This is a genomic window from Nostoc sp. PCC 7107 (assembly GCF_000316625.1).
Taxonomy (GTDB): Bacteria; Cyanobacteriota; Cyanobacteriia; order Cyanobacteriales; family Nostocaceae; genus Nostoc_B.
Window position 1 is genome coordinate 2,516,867 of sequence record NC_019676.1, and the last position, 18,234, is coordinate 2,535,100.

Consider the following 18,234-nt stretch of genomic DNA (forward strand, 5'->3'; position numbering starts at 1 on the left):
CTCTGCTGTAATAACATCGAATGGATACAGCAACCGCTGGAAGCTAAAAACTTAAATAGCTTCCAGTTTTTTATTTATAAATAAATGGGGAATGGGGAATAGAATAATTTTTATTGCCTTTTGCGAAAAATAACCCTTTTTCTTTACTTTAAGCTGGTTTATCTGTAAAAAACTAAAAAGTATCAATACCCATGAGTGAGTTTGCCAAAGTTTTGATTGAATCGGAGGAAGTTGTTAAATTTCTCAAAAAAGACTTGAAGTTAAAGGAAGTATATCAAAAAATTTTAGCTCACAAAGTCATTTTGCAAACCGCTGAGATTAGAGGTATTACCATCACCCAGGAAGAAATTGAAGCGGAAGCGGAAAATCAGCGCCGGGAAAGACATTTGGAAAGAGCCGCCGATACACTAGAATGGTTAGCAGATCAATTAATTACACCCTCTGATTGGGAAATGGGAATTTGCGATCGCCTATTATCTCACAAACTATCACAAGTATTATTTGCCGATGAAGTAGAGAATTTTTTTACTCAGAATCGCTCAGAATTTGATCAAGTTATTTTGTATCAAATCATCATTGACTCAGCAACTTTAGCACAAGAGTTATACTTTCAAATAGAAGATGGTGAAATCAGCTTTTATCATGCAGCTAGAATTTATGATATTGATATTCATCGTCGGCGTAAATGTGGATATGAAGGTATAGTTTATCGTTGTGCAATTCAACCAGATATAGCCACCGTTGTATTTAGATCATCACCGCAAAAGGTTACAGTACCTTACAAAACAGAGCAAGGTTATCATCTTTTTTTAGTTGAAGAATTTATCCCTGCTGAATTAACAAAAGAAAGATATCAAGAAATTATCCATAAAATGTTTCAGCATTGGTTAAGTACTGAAATACAGTGTTTGCTAAATTCAGAATTACTGAGTGACTCATAGAATACTTACAGAGAATTCTGAATTAAATAAATATTGAGTAGTGACGTGTCAAGGCTTTAACCTAACGCACCGCCATATCAAAAAGTGTGTTAGATACTGAGATTAGATTTTTTTGAACGACTATCTCGAAATAAGCGCTTAACACACTATCAAGGAATTTTATTTTTCCTGAGTGATTAGATAAAATTTCTCTCTATTTATTTTAACACTGATTTATGTGTATTTTTCTGTTATGAAGATACATAGAATAAAGTCTGAAACGCATATTTATAATTAGATATTTTCATCCTATAGATAGATAATTATTGGGTAAATATATTAAAAAAACTAATTTTTGAATTTCTATTTTGTCCGCCAAAATTAATTATTTTATTTTTAAAAAACTTAATTATAAAAATATGGTAAAGATAATATATACTTTATGTGAAGTTCATCTTTTTTTTCATAAAATCTATTGACTATATTTAGAAAAATTCTTAAAAGAATAACAGTTACGCTAACTTAACAAAGTGAGGAACTACCGCTTTTCAGTAAAACGTCTCTTCTAGATAACTTTCCTATACTCATCAGGTAATTTTGTGAAACTAATACCAGCGTTACACCAAACTATAGGAAAGTCTGCCCAATTATTCAGTGTTACTAGTTCATAGTTTATTGTTTTGAGGTGTTTACCAGAAACTGCTGTTCATTGAGGTAAACAACAGCTATGCTGGCTAAATATTTTGTCAGATTTACATACTACTACTGCTCAATTATCTGCGCTCACGCTTTGGAGCGCAGTTTTTAACACAATTTTTCTCTTTGCGTAGAATAGTTGGTGCTAGAAATACTTGTAATTTTATGATTCTAGGACTAACTATTAACACCGAATTTTAGACTGCCAAAACAGATGGAATATGAAAATTCCCCCCGATTCTTTATAAAAATTAGGGGGTAAACATTCAGCGTCTGACAAATTTATCAGACTCCAGAAATCAGAAGTCAGAATTCAAAATTAACAAGGGTTAACTAGTGAAATAATCTCTGCATTATTTAAGAATTCTGACTTGCTAATTAACACTTGACTGTCAACAATAACTGGTAGTAATTATGTCAAACTATTCTAGCCAATATCAAGGTTTGGAAAATTACGATCCGCAAGATAGCAAATTTCTCACACCTTTTCAAAGAAAAGCTTTGTTGAAAAACTTGCAAAGCAATTTACAGCCAGAATATCTCCGGCGAATTGAAATTATGTTGCTGGCAGATATGGGTAAATCTCAAACTCAAATTTGTGAGATTGTTGGTTGTTCTCAAGAAATGGCGCGCTACTGGATTGGCATTGCAGAAGCGGGTTTTGCACATAAATGGAATGAGCGCCCAATAGGTAGACCAAAAATTGTCAATGCTCAATATATCGACAGATTGAAAGAATTGGTAAGTCACAGTCCGCGTGATTATGGCTATGCGTTTACTCACTGGACAGCCCAATGGTTAAGCAAACATTTAGCAAATGAATTGGGTATTTCGATTAGCGATCGCCATGTTAATCGCTTACTCAAACAAATGGGACTTTCGACTAAACCTAAAAGTTCCAAACAAGAAGCAACAGAAGAGACAAAAGATAACAATATTACAATTGGTGACTTAAAAACTCACAGCGAACCGACTTTCCCTTGGTCGTTTAATTTAATGCAGACAAATCAATAGGAGGCAGAGGGCAGGAGGCAGAAGTTTTAATAATCAATCGCTCCTAGCCCCGAATTTTTTTGATTATCGAATTCCCAATAGATGAAGGTGAAAATATGCCATTAGAATTTTCTCAAGAACAGTTAATACAACAAATTATCCAAGCTTTGGGTGAAGCGTTGTCAAGTCAAGATATAGAAAAATGTTTGGCAGGAGTAGAAATTGTCGAACCACCTGTAGCTAAACAATTTTGGCAAGCGACAACAGCAATTCCGGGAATTTATATTATTCTCACAGGTAAAGTGAGACTGCTAGATAGTGTGAATAACTTAATCACCACCCTGACAACTGGGGGATCATTTGGTGAATCAACTTTGTTCCCTGAAGAAGAGTTTTGTTCTTACGTGGCGAGGGCTTCTGTTAATCTCAAACTGTGCTATTTGCCGCAAGCACTGTTGCAAGAGATTTTACAGCAATATCCTAGTATGAGCGATCGCCTGCAAAAACAGGCAGAACTTTGGAATTTGCTGTTGTTATGTTGTCAAAGTGCGCCCATCACTCTGAATGGTTCTGTAGAACAGATGCTTCAGGCTTTATCTTTATTTCGCCGACACAATTTAGAAAGTGGCGCACCCCCAGCTAAATTATTTCACGATACGAGACTCTGGCTATTGCGTCGTGGCAAACTGCTCCACGCCGACGGGCGCATCTTAACATCAGGCAACATTTATATATATCCCCAAGAAGGCAGTTGGCAAGCTACACAACCAACAATTGTCTACAGTCTACATAATACTGATTGGCAAACAGCTGTGGCGCATTGGCCACAATTGGCTGATTTAGCTGATGTTGGGAGGGAAGAAGAAGGCAGGGGGCAGGGGGCAGGGGGCAGAGGAGAAGGAATTTCTCAGTCCCTAGTGCCGCCAAAGCGCAAGAAGCCGCGTCAAGCTTACTTTCCTAACCCGACGGTGAGGGCAACTCATCTGTGGGGACGTTTGACGAAGCGATATCCTTTTTTTGAACAACAAAGCGCCGCAGATTGTGGTGCAGCTTGCTTGGTGATGGTAAGTCGCTATTGGGGTAAGCGTTTGAGTATCAATCGACTGCGAGAGTTAGCTAATGTCAGTCGTGGTGGGGCTTCTTTGCGAGGTTTGACAACCGCCGCCGAGAGTGTTGGTTTTGCGACGCGTCCAGTAAAAGCCAGCTTGGATAAATTAGCACAGCAAACTCTACCTGCGATCGCACATTGGGAAGGTAAACATTATGTTGTCGTCTATGAAATTAGCAAAAAACGCATAATTATTGGTGATCCGGCGATTGGACAACGTAATCTCTCTGTAGGCGAATTCAAAGCAGGTTGGACTGGTTACGCCTTATTATTACAACCTACAACCTTACTCAAAGAAACTGAAGCAGAAAATATTCAATTTTGGCAGTTTTTTGATTTAGTGAAACCTCACTGGCAAGTACTATTGGAGGTTTTTACTGCTTCGGTATTTATTCAACTATTTGGATTAGTTACACCTTTATTTACGCAGTTACTTTTAGACAGAGTAATTGTCCAAGGTAGTACCCTCACTTTAAACGCCGTAGGTTTAGGCTTGCTGATTTTTGGATTGTTTCGCGTTGCTATTAATGGACTACGGCAATATCTTTTAGATCACACAGCCAATCGCATTAGCTTATCTTTATTGGTAGGTTTTATCAAACATACCTTTCGTTTACCTTTGGCATTTTTTGAATCGCGTTACGTCGGTGATATTGTTTCGCGTGTCCAAGAAAATCAAAAAATTCAGCGTTTTCTGACTGGTGAGGCACTATCAATCATCTTAGATTTGCTAACGGTGTTTATTTATGTCGGGTTGATGTTTTGGTATAGCCCATCAATGGCTTTACTCAGCTTATGTATTGTGCCGCCGTTTATGCTGTTGGCACTTGTGGCTACGCCATTTTTAAGGCGCATTAGTCGTGAGGTATTTAATGCCACCGCCAACGAAAATAGTTATTTAATTCAATCTTTAACGGGTATTCGTTCGATTCGTTCAATGGCGATTGAACAAACAGTGCGTTGGCATTGGGAAGAACTGCTGAATAATTTGATTAAAAAAACATTTAGTGGTCAAATTGTCGGGAATCAACTACAAATTTTCAGCGCCACGATTGAATCAGTTGTAAGTACAGGATTACTGTGGTATGGGGCTTGGTTGGTCATTCAAAACCAACTAACCATCGGACAACTTGTAGCTTTTAATATGCTTTTGGGTAATATTATTCGCCCCTTCCAGCGGCTGGTTGTGCTGTGGAATCAAGTGCAGGAAGTGATGATTGCCACTGAACGGATTAATGATATTTTAGAAGCAGAACCAGAAGAAGACTTACAACATCAACCCCGGCAGATTTTACCCAGGCTACAGGGACATATTAAGTTTGAAAATGTCACCTTTCGCTATCGCCCAGACAGTGATATTAATGTCTTAGAAAATCTCAGTTTTGAAATTAAACCTCAGCAAACTGTGGCTGTAGTAGGGCGGAGTGGTTCAGGCAAAACTACCTTATCTAAATTGATTTTGGGGCTATATCTGCCGACAGATGGCAAAGTTTTAATTGACGCTCACGATGTGACTAGTATATCTTTGCGATCGCTGCGTTCTCAAATAGGAGTGGTTGATCAAGACACCTTCTTATTCGGCGGGACAATCCGCGAAAATATCAGCATTGCTCACCCTGAAGCCACCTCAGAAGAGATTATTGACGCGGCGCGTTTAGCAGGAGCCGATGACTTCATCAAACAATTACCAATGGGGTACGAAACTCAAATTGGTGAAGGTGGAGGAATGTTATCTGGCGGACAGCGCCAACGTTTAGCGATCGCTCGTGCATTATTAGGCAATCCGCGTTTATTATTATTAGATGAAGCCACCAGTCACCTTGACGCTGAATCTGAACGCATCATTCAAAATAACCTGACAACCATTCTCAAAGGACGCACCAGTTTAATCATTGCTCATCGCCTGTCCACAGTGCGTCACGCAGACTTAATTCTGGTATTAGATCGGGGGTTATTAGTCGAAAGCGGTACCCACGACGAATTAATTTCCAGAAAAGGTCATTATTTTTATCTCAACCAGCAACAACTGGCGCAAACAAATTGAGCATCTGGGAAATTTGCATAAAAACAGTTAACAGTCAACAGTAAACTGTTGAATTACCTATGCCAAACTCTTATCCCAATTCCTCATCCGTACTAACTCAACAGCAGGATGAACTTCGCCAGTTTGATAACTCTGATGTAGTTGTCGATGACCCAATACAGGTAGCCCAAATCAATGATTGGTATTACGGTACAGAAGAACTTCTAGACGCTTTACCTAAGCTCTGGACGCGTTCAATGCTGTATTTGCTCATCGCCTTTGCAGCCATTGTTATCCCTTGGACAATGCTGACCAAAGTAGACGAAACAGGCTCCGCCAGAGGGCGTTTAGAACCCAAAGGTGCAACGCAAAAATTGGGCGTTCCGGTTACAGGTGCAGTCAAAGCCGTCAATGTCCAAGAAGGCGCAACTGTAAAAGCAGGACAGGTTTTAATGCAGTTAGACTCTGATGTGTTGCAAACAGACTTGCAACAAACACAGACTAAGCTCGAAGGCTCAATCAATCGGCTATCCCAGTTGGAATTACTCAAAAATCAACTGATGTTAGCGATTAACATTCAAGAACAACAAAACCAAGCTCAAGCCTTAGAAAAAGTTGCCCAAGTTAACCAAGCACAACAAAACCTCGATGCCAAAATCAGCAGCTATAACCTGCAAAGATTAGAAAAACTCGCCACTGTTGAACAGGCGAGACAGAAAATTAATTCCACACACATTGACCAAAAATTAGCGCGAAGTCGTTTCAGTCGAGACTTAGCGGAAGTTAACCGCTATCGTCAACTTTTAAACGAAGGTGCGATCGCTCAAGTTAAAGTAGTGGAATTAGAAAAGACTGCCGAAGAAAGTCAACGCTTGCAAGAACAAGCAAGCGCCGAACTCACACAATCAAAATTAAGTTTAAAGGAGGAAGTGAGCCGTTATCAATCCATCATGAGTCAGGCCTGGGCAGATATTCAGCAAGCTAAACTCCGCCTAGAAGAACAGCAAAGTAGCTATCAAGGCGTAGTGCAAGCCGGGAGACTGGCGTTGCTGAAAAGTCAAGAACAACTCAAAGATATGCAGAATCAAATCACTACTCTGCAATCAGAAATCGCCCAAACCAAGAGTCAGATTACCTCATTCAAACTGCAATTACAGCAGCGCGTAGTGCGATCGCCAATTGATGGCACAATCTTTGAATTACCTGTGACAAAACCAGGCCCAGTAGTCGAAGCCGGACAAATCGTCGCGCAAATTGCACCTAAAAATAGTGAATTGATTATCAAAGCCCAAATCCCCAGTCAACAAAGTGGCTTCTTGAAAGTCGGTATGCCTGTCAAAGTTAAATTTGATGCGTATCCTTTCCAAGATTATGGAGTTGTGCAAGGGCGCGTCCATTGGATTTCACCTAGCTCGAAAGTCCAAACTGATAGCGAAGGCAAAGCCACTATCGAAACTTATGAATTGGATATTGTTTTAGATAAAAATTATATCCAAGCAGGTGATAAAAGCATTGTCTTAACACCTGGTCAAACAGCAAATGCTGAAGTAATTATTCGTCAGCGTCGTGTCATTGACTTTATCTTAGATCCATTTAAGAAATTGCAAAAAGGCGGACTAGAACTGTAATTATTATTTCTGCTTAGTTTTGAAACATAATCATGTATCTTGATTTTTCATAGGGTAGGCTTTTATAGTCTGCCCTGATTTTACTTTTAATTTTATTCATGATACTTAGATGCAATCTGAAATTTTATGTCTAACAAAACATATTAATTATTCAACGAAACTTCCACTAGATAGAGATAAGAAAAACTCTCTCAAGCCAACATATATAAACATGCGGCTCACTTCGATACTGACTACAAAACACTAATCAGAATTAGTGGAGGGGAATAATTATGTCCAAGCCGTTAAATATTGCTATTGAAGACATTATTTACTACATCAAACTCTCTTGCCAGATGCCTAGTATATTGAATGCGATCGCCACACAAAAAATTATGGCGGAGACAGTTGAAAAAGTCGGCATTATCATCGAACTAGAAGAACTACAACAAGCCGCAGATAATTTACGTTTTGCTAACAAACTCCTGAGAGCAGAAGACACTTGGGACTGGCTAGAAAAACATCATCTTTCGCTAGATGATTTTGAAGAAATAGCTAAAACTAACATCTTATCTACTAAATTAGCCAAGCATTTATTTGCTGAGAAAGTTGAACCATATTTTTATGCTCGGCAATTTGAATATTATGGAGCCGCTACTTATGAAGTTATCTTAGATGATGAAGACTTGGCTTTAGAGCTATTTTATGCTTTGCAAGAAGGCGAAATTAGTTTTCAAGAAATTGCCCGTCAATACATCGAAAATCCCGAAATTCGTCGCGCTGGTGGCTATCAAGGAATCCGCCACCGTGCCGACTTTAGACCAGAGATTGCCGCAGCCGTTTTTGCTGCTACTCCACCGCAAATTCTTAAACCAATTGTCACACCTAAAGGAGTACATATAATTGCGGTTGAGGAAATCATTAAACCAGAATTAAACGAGCAATTACATCTGCAAATTATGGGAGACTTTTTTAATAATTGGTTACAACAACAAATTGCCAATTTAGAAATTGTGACAAAACTACCCAATAATTCTTTATCATCACAAAATTTACCCAAACCTGCTTAATTAACACTTTTGGAGTTTGCCAGCATATTGCAGGAATATGACAATTTATTCGCCAGATTCTGAATACTAATTGAGTGAGATATACGGCATTATCAACTTGCGGCTTCCGCGTTAAAGAGAATAACTCATTGAGAAACTAACAACATAACCAAATGGAGAATAGGGAACTCGAATCCCTGACCTCTGCGGTGCGATCGCAGCGCTCTACCAACTGAGCTAATTCCCCCTAGAATAGTATTGAGTGCTGAGTTAAGAAGATATCACATTCAATCAACGCTCTACCACTATATGAGATTTTAACACTCACTTACGCTTGGCTGCGGTTCTTTGCCAGAAAACACATTTTGGACTCGTTCGAGTTCTAAGTCACTCAGATAGTCTACAGTCCAGTTACAACAGCGCTGAAGCATGTGGAAAGGGTAGGTATTCGCTACACCGACAACCTTCATCTGTGATTGTTTGGCTGCTTGGATACCTGCGAAGGTATCTTCAATTGCTAAACATTCTTGCGGTTGCAGATTTAATTCGGGATATTTTTGGTTAAAGCGTTCAACTGCTAAAAGATAACCCTCTGGGTGGGGTTTACTTGTGGTGATATCGTCACCTGCGACAATCACTTTAAAATATTCTGTTAGTTTGGTGCGTTGGAGTACAAATTCTATTTCTTTGCTGAGTGCGCCACTGACTAAGCCTAAATTGATATTTTGCGAACGCACCTGATATATTAAATCTTCTACACCTGCATATATGGGCAGTTTTTCTAATTTTTCCAATTCTAGCAAGTATGCTTCAGCTTTGCGGCTAAGTAGTTGATTGAGAGACTCTTCTGTTAAAACTCTACCGCGATTTGCCAGCAGTTCTTGAAAACAAGCGCGATCGCTCCTTCCCAAACAAGTCTGACGTTCTTGCAGTTTTTGGGGTTGGAGATTTTCTTGAATGAGAATCTCATCTATTAGTTGCAGGTGGATATGCTCATCGTTAATGATGACACCATTAAAATCAAACAGTATTGCCTTTACACTCATGCTGTTATGCCAAAAACTGGAGATCCGAAACCCTCCAAATCATTATTATCTATTGTGCTGTCTATTGATCCCTCACTATATAGCGGTAGTCAGAATGTTAGGACAATTTGAAAGCTTGAAAGCCAGGAATAGTAAAACTTTTTCTCCGGCCTCTCCGCAGTCGCTACAACGGGGGGAACTCCCGCAACGCGCTGCTCTCTGCCCCCTGCCTCCTGGTGACTTTTTGCTCTAGATAGTTGAAATTGTGCAAGCATTTATGCTTAAAATTGCTGAATAGGTCAATCAAGCTTGAAAAAAGGCCAAGATGACCATTTGCAGGACGCACCCAAGCTATGCTGACTGATATATTGCCTTTCTCTTTTGAAGTAGATACTGTTGCGATCGCTGGCGCTAGTCTGTGGTCTTTAGCGCTGTACTTAGGTTTTTTCCCGTGTAGTGAATGGGTAATTGAGCAATTAAACCGTTGGTTTAACTTTGCCGAGCGATCGCTTTATATTAGCCAGACTGAATTTGAGAAGACTCGCAAAGCCAGAGAATCCCAAAACGCTTTTTATGCCTCATTATTTAGCATCCTACCATTTTTAGCGATAGGTACTTTATTGAACTGGGGCGTAGAAATCAGTTTAGGTCGCAGTTGGGCAGTTAGTATGGGGATACTTGCCTGTATTGGTTCTGGCATTTATGAACTGGGGCGACGAGATGGTCAATCTTCAGATTAAGGAAGATTCAGAGAGAAAAGAATTTCTGGCGTTGCTAAAAAGCTTAATTCATCCCTCATTTATACGCCGAATTTCTTTTTGAGCTTTTCGGCTGAGTAAGAATTATGTATGTGCATTAAGACCTGGTTAATGCCAAAAATTAGGTTAGTTTATTACAATATTGAGGAAAGCAATTTCTTAAAAAGAAAATTATGAAAAAAGCTTTATTGAGCTTGACATTATTGTTAGTGAGTTTTTGTGCCATACCATCTGTAACTGCTTTATCAGATCGTTGTTTAATTCAAAATCAACGTAGTAACATTCCTCCAGAAATACTCAAAAAATTCTTTCCTGAAGAAAATAATCGTTTGAATATATTTCAAAAACGTCCACTAATTTCAGCTTCAGAGCAGGAGATTAGACAAGCTGCCGTTAACTATACCCTTGCTCATTCTTGTCAATACAAGATTATAAGCGGCACTCCTGAAGCAATTTTTGACCGTCCAATCAAAGCTGCTGAAATTCCTGCTACTGGTTTCGGGGAGTTTGACTTTAGCGGTGAAGAGCCACCAATGATGTTAGTAGTAGTTAAAGGAAACTTTGACCTTAGTGGTTCTATCTCTCCTTCACATCCTCGTCGTTTAACAAAGTACACTGCGTATATTTTTGACCTCCAGGCTGGTACACCGATTTTTTCGGCAGTTGGACTAACTGGAGAGTATTTCCGTAATGCCCTTAGTGACCCAACTTTACCAGATGATTTAGAATCTGTTGGTCTTTAATTTTTACCTAATTTCCTCACAAACAATCTGCGCTATTTTTTGCGCTGCACCGCTTTCACCACGAACGCGTCTAAGATTAGTACGCATTTCTTCTAATTTTTCTGGGTGCGCTAACAAGTCTAATACCATTTCACCAATTTCTTGCGGTTGCAATTGACCTACAAGTTCTGGGACTATTTCTGATTGCGCCCAGATATTTGGCCATGCTAATAAACCCTTGCGTCGCAGAAATAGCCAGTTAATTAATTTGGCAAATGTTGTCCCCACTCCTGGCAAATTTGCGAATAATCCTGGTAGACCATCCCAAGAACGCATAGCATCAAGCTGTTGAGTTGGTAGTAACACAATCATCGGTACGCCTAAAGATCCAAGTTCGGCTGTGTTTGCGCCGACTGTCGTTAAGCAGATACTACATTGCGATAAGATACTATATGCAGGATTTTCTTGATGTAGTTCGATGTTTAATCCTTGCTCTGTTTTCAGTAACGGGTACTCATGATTTTGTTCTGGCATCACTAAAGAAGCACCAGAGAATTTAAAAGTTTGGGTAAAAGGGTTTTTCTGCGGGTCAGCAAAGCTGACTAAGGTTGGTAAATCCAAAGTTGGCGCTACGGGAATGACAAACTTGATTTGCGGTTGTTTGGAGTGGATGTATTCAGCAATAGCTAAAGTTAAGGGGATTCCTTGGGTGAGTTTTGCCGCTTTTGAACCGGGGAGAATGCCTATAAGTGCGGTTAGCAGTAGCGGGGCGTTCAGCCCGTGCTGAGTGGGGAGTGCTGAGTTTTGGGCTTCTAGCATTAAGTCGCCGACAACTGTAAATTTATGAGCGTATTTTTGGGAAACTTTTTCAGCGACTTTTGGTTTCATTACAGCAAAGCGATTGATTAAGTTATGCCAGCGGGCTTCCCATTCGGCGTAAACCACGGTGCGATATCCGAGTTTTTTGCCAATGATTACTGGGAAAATTTGATCGCCACCCAGGAAAACTACAACGCCATTATTTCTCCAATCCCAATTTTCAGAGGTTTTTCCCCAAAGTAAAAATTGCCAAAAATGTTCTGATTCCTGAACTCTATCAACTTCTGGGTAAGAAAGAGCGATCGCCGCTTCTTTACCACTAGCATTTGGGCAAGGTGATAATACTACAGAAATTCTGACTAAAGAACGGTCATCTCCCAGTCTTTCGCGTAATGCTTGGACAACTGGACGCACCCAAGTTGTGATTTCTCCAGGGCCATTGGAGAGAATGAGAATATCTACTGGAGTCATGAGTTATGGCAAAAGGCAAAAGGCAAAAGTAAGAATTGTTTTTAATATTAGTGGTATACGTGCGTGTAATTTTCTACTTCAACTAACTAGATGGTAGTGGTTGCTGATTTTCTAGGGTTTGGCTACCAAATGTGCGGGGTATTTGTACGGCCAATACTGTTAAATTAACTGCCATATAAGCTACCAGCGACATCCAAAGTATTTGGTTATTGTGAAGATAGGAGGCTGTAATTGCTACAGGCAAAAAGCCCAATCCAAAGGCAATTAAGACTGCATTACGTAGAGTTGCACCTTCTTTTAAGCCAATGAAATAACCTTCCAACATAAAGGCAATGGCGGTTAATCCTAGTAGTGGCAGCAACCAAATTGTATAAGTACTAATATGTTTGTTAACTTCAGCGTGATTAGTTAACAGCCCAAATACTGCATCAGGAAACAGTACAGACACGGCGGCAAAACCTAATGCAATTACCAAACTAGTTAATATCGAGACAGTCAGTAGTGGACTCATCTGTTCTTTAGCACCTTTGCTATAAAAGTTTCCAGTGAGTGTTTGAGTTGTCATCCCCACACCTTGGACTGTGAACTGACTTAGCAAAGCAATCTGTAATAACAATCCATTCTCTGCTAATATTTCTGTTCCCATTGCTGCGCTCAAGTTGGTGAAGATGGCATAAGTAGAAATCAGAACGACAAAGCGGATGAGAATGTTACTTTTGAGCGCCACCGTATCTTTAAGAGCTACCCAATCAAATACTTCTTGTAAAGCAGCGGGTAATGTTTGCCAGGGAATAGTAAAGCAGGCATATATCATACCCGTTACGAGCGCCAGATATTGACTAATGGCTGTGGCTAGTCCGGCTCCCATACTTTCCCAACCCCACAGTGAAATCATCAAATAGTCCAGTACCACATTAGAACCATTACCAATTACAGACATGAGCAAGACTACGCTATTCTTTTCTTGCCCCATAAACCAGCCAATTAAGACAAAATTCAGCAACACGGCTGGCGCTCCCCAAATTCTGGCTTGGAAATAATCAGCCCCAGCGATTTCAATTTCTGGGGAACCGCTGAGAATTGTAAAGCCAAGTTTTTGTAATGGGTATTGTAACAACAGAATTAATAAGCCAATTCCCAAAGCAATTAAGCCACTGCGTATCCCTGCTAAGAGTACGGCTTTGTGGTCATCGAGTCCCACAGCTTGTGCAGTCAGCGCATTCACACTAGAACGCAGAAATTTCAATACCCGATAAAGGTAGTCAAAAATAATCGTTGCTAAAATCACTCCCGCCAAATGGCGGATATCTGCCAAGTGTCCCAAAAAGGCAATATCCACCAAACCTGCTAGGGGAACCATCATGTTGGATAGCATACTAATGCTGGCCAATTTGTAAAAGCGAGGCAAGAAGTTGTACTTGGGTGATACCGCAATTGTCATAGATTGTTGTCTGTACTGGAATTTATCTTCCAGTCTGAACTATTTCATGGGGAAATGACATACGGTAATCCGATTTGATTTGTGAAAATCGTACTTGTTTAGATACCCGAATTCTGAAAGAAGTCGGGTATCTTGAGCTTGTGTAATTTCTAATTTAATTTCCTTGTAATTGTGCATTCAAGGCTTTGGAAATGCGATCGCGTGTTTCGAGAATATGAGCTTTGCTATATTCATCGTTAGAACTGACTTGAGCCAGTTTTTCATCTAATTGCTTGAGTTTGTACCAAGCTAAAGTCCGCGCATCTTCTGGGACGGATTCTTTACGCAACACCATGCCAATGAGAAGATCCAGGTATTCTCGCTGCAAACCTCGCCGCATACTGGAGATTTGCAAAGCTGACTTTTGAGGTTTGATTACTTCTGTCCAAATGCCTGATTGGAGTGTGTCAAATAATTCTGGCAGTGTCAGTGCTTGCCCTGATTGGGCTTTGAGTTCTAAATCTTTGAGACGGTTGAGGCGATCGCCTGAGAGTAAATCGCGCAACACTGCACTCTGCAAGAACAAAACCAACTCGTGAATTGGATAATCTAAACGTCCCACGCGGGGATAGCTGCCCCAGTGCCGCCAACGAGAAGGTGCTAATTTATTCAATAAATCTGGGGAAAATTTTAAGGCATCTTCCGCAAACACATATTTTTGCAGAGTTTTTAAAGCTTGGCGTTGTTCTTCTACGGGGACTGGTTGAAATGGTAAACGATTTTGTCCGCCCTGTTTACTAGAGTCAACATCACCACCTTTGATGCGGTAAAAAGACTGTCCGCCAATATATTTACTCACATAATAAATTTGCTGGAAATAATTACCCAGAACCGTACTAAAGCGTTCACTAACATCGCTGTAGCTTTCCCCGGCTGTGGGATAACCTTTGTTCAGACGATCCCACATCACCCGTGAATTATCTAATTGCCATTGGGAATAAACCAGCACGTTGTTACTATTGTCCCAAGCATCGGCTGTGGGATCGAGATCGTAAACATCCTCGTCTGTGGAATAACTTAACTCTGGCTTATAAGATTGGTTGGCAATTTCCTGCAACAATGGTTTTTCGGCAATGGGAGATGTCGCCTGGGTGGAGATATAACCATATTGAATTGCCCAATCATCATAAGCCCCCACCGCATTCGGAAAATAATCGCCCTGCTTTGTGCCTTGGGGTGCAATATTTGGGGGAATGTAATCCATTACAGAAGCAGTCAAACCTTTATTGTGGGTGACATCTTTATTGTTCATCTCCTGGGGTGGCAATAAAGTACTACCCCGGAAGTTATGCCGCAAACCAAGGGTATGACCGACTTCGTGGGCAATAATTAACCGTAAATATTGATTAATATATTCTTTTACTTGGTCTTGGCTGGGTGTAGTGTCTTTTAACAGTGTCATTGCCAAGGAACCAAAGGCAAATTGATTAGCGGCTTCCATGCCATAACACAAGTCATACTCCCCAGCTAGTTTGGATAAGTTTCGCAATAACCCGTTTTGTTCTGGCTGGGGAGAATTTTGGTCTTTGGCTGCTTCCCCGCCGCAAAGAAAGCGATTTTGCATCCATGCTGATAGGGAGGTGCGATTTTGCTTGGCGTTAGGTTGGACAATTTTGCGATACTCACTTTTCAACGCACGCACAAAACTCGCATCAACTAAAATGTCTGCATCTAAAATTTCTCCGGTGAGGGGGTTAACGCGGGATGGCCCCATTGCAAAATAACCATCAACTGTGTTTATCCAGCGAATTGTGTTGTAGCGAATATCCGCCGGATCCCAGGTGGCGTTATCTGGCATTTGTTTGGCTTCAATCGCATCTTTAAATCCGGCTTTGAGGAAGGCTTTGTTCCACATTAAGATGCCTTCTTTGATAGCATCACGATATTCTAAAGGAACTGCATTATCAATCCAGAAAACAATTGGTTTTTTGGGACGGGAAATAGCAGCTTTGGGGTCTGCTTTTTCTAAATTCCAGCGATTGATATAACGAACAAAGGGATCTCCACTATCTTTAGTTAAGTCTTGGTAAGCGGTGATGAAATAACCCACTCGTTCGTCGGCTAGACGTGGGCGGTAATTATTATTGGGTAATTGTGAAAGACTGTAGTGGACGCGTAAAGTAAAGCCCCGGTCGTCAGCGAGGGAGGCGAAACTCATCTGTTGATTATCTCGATTTTTAATACTACCACTAGAAAAATTTAAGACCGATTCAATTTCGACGTTATGGGGAAAAGCTTTCGCGTCACCGAAGTATGATTGGTCTGCGGTGGCTGTCACACCTAAATTTGCAGATAATCCGGCTAAGTCGGAAAGGAGTAAATCGCTGAGGTCAACGAGGATAGTTTTGCGTTGGGGATGAACACTTTTGATCGGTAACATATAGAGAATTGAATCGCTAAATGACCGGGCAAGCGATCGCGCTTGTGGATCTCCATCCCGCGTGCGAAAATTAACGTTACGGACAACAAAGTGTAATTTGTCGCCTACCCGCTGCCAATAAAACAAAAAATCTTGCAAAGGTATACCGCTATAAATACCTCGTTCGCCAATTCCCGATTCTAATGTGGCAGTTGCTAAATAATTATTATTTAACTGTTCTGGTTTAATTTCTAGGTAAACTTTATTCTTTTTAGAATTGCGATAGAGGGTAAATAGTCCCTCTTTTTTTTCAGCATCTTTAATTACTTCATCAAATGCTTCTAAATCATCTTTAGCTATAGGTTTCGCTGGCGTATTTGGCTTTTTCTCCGGCTTATTGCTGGGTTTACCCACTTCTAAAAATGGTTGTTTTTCTGATTGCTTGATATTTTTGACAACCCAAATAAACGGCTGACTTTGAACTTGTTTATCTTGATTAATTACCCAAACTTGCGGCGATGGTAATTTTTTCCAGGCAGGTGCTTGACTATTTTTGCTGCTTCTAACTTGTGCAATCTGGTTAATATCTAAAGCTTTATTGTCTTTGTTAGTCCTTAGCGACTCAGCATTAGCAGTTCCTATTCCTAATAATAAACCTTGCAACAAAATTACATAAAAAGTTACTTTATTCATTCACTTTAGCCCTGATAAAGATTAAGAGTTAATTTTTAATTTTTACCAATAAAATTTTTGGCTGCCATCAGTAGAAGCAACCTAAAAATTCCTGAAGTTGTCTGATATTCTCTGGCAGACTTTTGGCTTCAGTTTTGAGAGATATTATGCAGTTGTGTATTATTTTTGCTCACAATTCCTTAGCGAATAAATAGTAAGTATGATTGTGTCACCCGCTGAGTAAAGATAATGGTAAAAAATACACAATTTCGGCAAAAACTTTTAAAAAAATATAAATTTCCTGATAAATAATTAACTTTGAAAGCTAAAATTTAAGTCTATCCTCAATATATAGTTCCTCACTGTCAGAAATTTAGCTGTTACTCAGTACTTTCGTCAATAAGATATACATACTACTTTATACTTCTATCTTTTGGCATCTCAAAACTAGACTCGACAATCAAAAATTAATCAATTTTTAAGATAAAGATTGGTCAATGGTCATAAAAGATACAATAACTGGTAATAAATGTTAATTATTGCTGGTGTTGTAGCGAAAGAGATTTTCTAGCGTGCATAAACAGCCAGAGCTTTGATACCATAGCTGCATGTCACTACATCAAAACTCTGGCCGCTGGCGTTTAGGGCTGGCATTATCTCTATTAACTGTTTTCTTGTGGGGAATTTTACCAATTGCGTTGGCGGTAATCTTGCAAGCGCTTGATGTCTATACGGTGATTTGGTTTCGCTTTTTGGTATCGTTTATACTACTGAGTGTATATTTAGGGGTGCGTGGTGAGTTACCAAAGTTAAAACAATTACCTGCCGTTGCTTGGAAGTTGTTAGCGATCGCTACACTGATGTTAGGAGCTAATTATTTCTTTTTCATGCAGGGTTTAGCGTTGACATCTCCTGCAAATGCAGAAGTACTGATTCAATTAGCAACTTTGTTATTAGGCTTTGGTGGGTTAGTTATTTTTCACGAACGTTACACACTCCGTCAATGGGTTGGTGTGGGTGTGCTGATTTGTGGGTATGTGATATTTTTTCGTGACCAACTCAGCAACTTAATTACCGCACATGGCACATATATTTTTGGTAGTGGTTTGGTAGCCGTAGGTGCATCTGTTTGGGCTATTTACGCTTTAGCACAAAAGCAGTTGTTACAATCTTTATCGTCGTCTAATATCATGATGCTAATTTATGGAGGTGCGGCTTTATTATTTACACCTTTAGCAAGACCAGACACTATTTTAAAACTGAATCATTTGCAATTGGGGATGTTAATTTTTTGTGCTTTAAATACGTTAATTGCTTATGGTGCTTTTGCAGAATCATTAGAACATTGGGAAGCATCCCGCGTCAGTGCGGTGCTAACTTTAGCACCAATTGTGACATTAATATCTGTTGAGTTAGTAGCAATATTAGTACCTACCTTAATCCCTGCCGAAAATATTACAATTACTGGGATAATTGGAGCTATTTTAGTAGTAGCTGGTTCGATGGCGATCGCTTTGGGTAAAAAAAAGTGA

12 protein-coding genes and 1 tRNA gene are annotated in these 18,234 nt (G+C 39.8%); 8 read left to right on the forward strand and 5 right to left on the reverse strand.

What is annotated here, in order from left to right; translation table 11 throughout:
- Nucleotides 1-191 precede the first annotated feature (191 nt).
- The 5 genes from NOS7107_RS10750 (at nt 192) to NOS7107_RS10770 (ending at nt 8,417) form a co-directional block, all read left to right on the forward strand.
- Nucleotides 192-941 carry a peptidylprolyl isomerase gene (locus tag NOS7107_RS10750; protein WP_015112997.1) on the forward strand — a complete coding sequence of 250 codons (750 nt, stop codon included), beginning with the start codon at nt 192-194 and terminating at the stop codon, nt 939-941.
- Between the two features lie 1,089 nt (nt 942-2,030).
- The gene (locus tag NOS7107_RS10755; protein ID WP_015112998.1) at nt 2,031-2,630 is read left to right on the forward strand and encodes a helix-turn-helix domain-containing protein; all 600 of its coding nucleotides are present in this window, start codon (nt 2,031-2,033) and stop codon (nt 2,628-2,630) included.
- Between the two features lie 95 nt (nt 2,631-2,725).
- Nucleotides 2,726-5,761: a peptidase domain-containing ABC transporter gene (locus NOS7107_RS10760; protein WP_015112999.1), complete on the forward strand. Its 3,036-nt coding sequence runs from the start codon at nt 2,726-2,728 to the stop codon at nt 5,759-5,761.
- Between the two features lie 59 nt (nt 5,762-5,820).
- Nucleotides 5,821-7,368 carry an HlyD family efflux transporter periplasmic adaptor subunit gene (locus NOS7107_RS10765; protein ID WP_015113000.1) on the forward strand — a complete coding sequence of 516 codons (1,548 nt, stop codon included), beginning with the start codon at nt 5,821-5,823 and terminating at the stop codon, nt 7,366-7,368.
- Nucleotides 7,369-7,640: 272 nt separating this feature from the next.
- Nucleotides 7,641-8,417 carry a peptidylprolyl isomerase gene (locus NOS7107_RS10770; protein ID WP_015113001.1) on the forward strand — a complete coding sequence of 259 codons (777 nt, stop codon included), beginning with the start codon at nt 7,641-7,643 and terminating at the stop codon, nt 8,415-8,417.
- A gap of 153 nt (nt 8,418-8,570) precedes the next feature.
- Here the strand turns inward: NOS7107_RS10770 and NOS7107_RS10775 are convergent.
- Together NOS7107_RS10775 and NOS7107_RS10780 are read right to left on the reverse strand one after the other, a co-directional pair.
- Nucleotides 8,571-8,643: transfer RNA gene (locus NOS7107_RS10775), tRNA-Ala, on the reverse strand.
- A 70-nt stretch (nt 8,644-8,713) separates the two neighbouring features.
- Nucleotides 8,714-9,442, reverse strand: coding sequence for an HAD family phosphatase (locus NOS7107_RS10780; protein WP_015113002.1), 729 nt, complete (start codon nt 9,440-9,442; stop codon nt 8,714-8,716).
- A gap of 332 nt (nt 9,443-9,774) precedes the next feature.
- Here NOS7107_RS10780 and NOS7107_RS10785 point away from each other — a divergent pair, with 332 nt between their 5' ends.
- A complete protein-coding gene (locus tag NOS7107_RS10785; protein WP_015113003.1) occupies nt 9,775-10,161 on the forward strand; it encodes a hypothetical protein in 387 nt (128 codons plus the stop codon).
- Between the two features lie 191 nt (nt 10,162-10,352).
- Nucleotides 10,353-10,922, forward strand: a complete 570-nt coding sequence (locus NOS7107_RS10790) for a hypothetical protein (RefSeq protein WP_015113004.1) — start codon at nt 10,353-10,355, stop codon at nt 10,920-10,922.
- 3 nt (nt 10,923-10,925) lie between these two features.
- Here the strand turns inward: NOS7107_RS10790 and NOS7107_RS10795 are convergent, their stop codons facing one another.
- From NOS7107_RS10795 to NOS7107_RS10805, 3 genes are all read right to left on the reverse strand, one after another.
- The gene (locus tag NOS7107_RS10795) at nt 10,926-12,191 is read right to left on the reverse strand and encodes a hypothetical protein (RefSeq protein WP_015113005.1); all 1,266 of its coding nucleotides are present in this window, start codon (nt 12,189-12,191) and stop codon (nt 10,926-10,928) included.
- A gap of 82 nt (nt 12,192-12,273) precedes the next feature.
- Complete coding sequence (gene gntT, locus NOS7107_RS10800) at nt 12,274-13,632, reverse strand: guanitoxin biosynthesis MATE family efflux transporter GntT (protein ID WP_015113006.1); 1,359 nt, start codon at nt 13,630-13,632, stop codon at nt 12,274-12,276.
- A gap of 154 nt (nt 13,633-13,786) precedes the next feature.
- The gene (locus NOS7107_RS10805) at nt 13,787-16,723 is read right to left on the reverse strand and encodes a zinc-dependent metalloprotease (RefSeq protein WP_015113007.1); all 2,937 of its coding nucleotides are present in this window, start codon (nt 16,721-16,723) and stop codon (nt 13,787-13,789) included.
- A gap of 587 nt (nt 16,724-17,310) precedes the next feature.
- On the opposite strand from NOS7107_RS10805, the gene NOS7107_RS10810 reads away from it, so the two are divergent.
- Nucleotides 17,311-18,234: a DMT family transporter gene (locus tag NOS7107_RS10810; RefSeq protein ID WP_015113008.1), complete on the forward strand. Its 924-nt coding sequence runs from the start codon at nt 17,311-17,313 to the stop codon at nt 18,232-18,234.

What these genes read in the sequence shown, in the direction of transcription:
- NOS7107_RS10750 (WP_015112997.1), top strand. Translation starts at nt 192, where the DNA reads ATGAGTGAGTTTGCCAAAGTTTTGATTGAATCGGAGGAAGTTGTTAAA.
- NOS7107_RS10755 (WP_015112998.1), top strand. Translation starts at nt 2,031, where the DNA reads ATGTCAAACTATTCTAGCCAATATCAAGGTTTGGAAAATTACGATCCG.
- NOS7107_RS10760 (WP_015112999.1), top strand. Translation starts at nt 2,726, where the DNA reads ATGCCATTAGAATTTTCTCAAGAACAGTTAATACAACAAATTATCCAA.
- NOS7107_RS10765 (WP_015113000.1), top strand. Translation starts at nt 5,821, where the DNA reads ATGCCAAACTCTTATCCCAATTCCTCATCCGTACTAACTCAACAGCAG.
- NOS7107_RS10770 (WP_015113001.1), top strand. Translation starts at nt 7,641, where the DNA reads ATGTCCAAGCCGTTAAATATTGCTATTGAAGACATTATTTACTACATC.
- NOS7107_RS10780 (WP_015113002.1), bottom strand. Translation starts at nt 9,442, where the DNA reads ATGAGTGTAAAGGCAATACTGTTTGATTTTAATGGTGTCATCATTAAC.
- NOS7107_RS10785 (WP_015113003.1), top strand. Translation starts at nt 9,775, where the DNA reads ATGCTGACTGATATATTGCCTTTCTCTTTTGAAGTAGATACTGTTGCG.
- NOS7107_RS10790 (WP_015113004.1), top strand. Translation starts at nt 10,353, where the DNA reads ATGAAAAAAGCTTTATTGAGCTTGACATTATTGTTAGTGAGTTTTTGT.
- NOS7107_RS10795 (WP_015113005.1), bottom strand. Translation starts at nt 12,191, where the DNA reads ATGACTCCAGTAGATATTCTCATTCTCTCCAATGGCCCTGGAGAAATC.
- gntT (WP_015113006.1), bottom strand. Translation starts at nt 13,632, where the DNA reads ATGACAATTGCGGTATCACCCAAGTACAACTTCTTGCCTCGCTTTTAC.
- NOS7107_RS10805 (WP_015113007.1), bottom strand. Translation starts at nt 16,723, where the DNA reads ATGAATAAAGTAACTTTTTATGTAATTTTGTTGCAAGGTTTATTATTA.
- NOS7107_RS10810 (WP_015113008.1), top strand. Translation starts at nt 17,311, where the DNA reads ATGTCACTACATCAAAACTCTGGCCGCTGGCGTTTAGGGCTGGCATTA.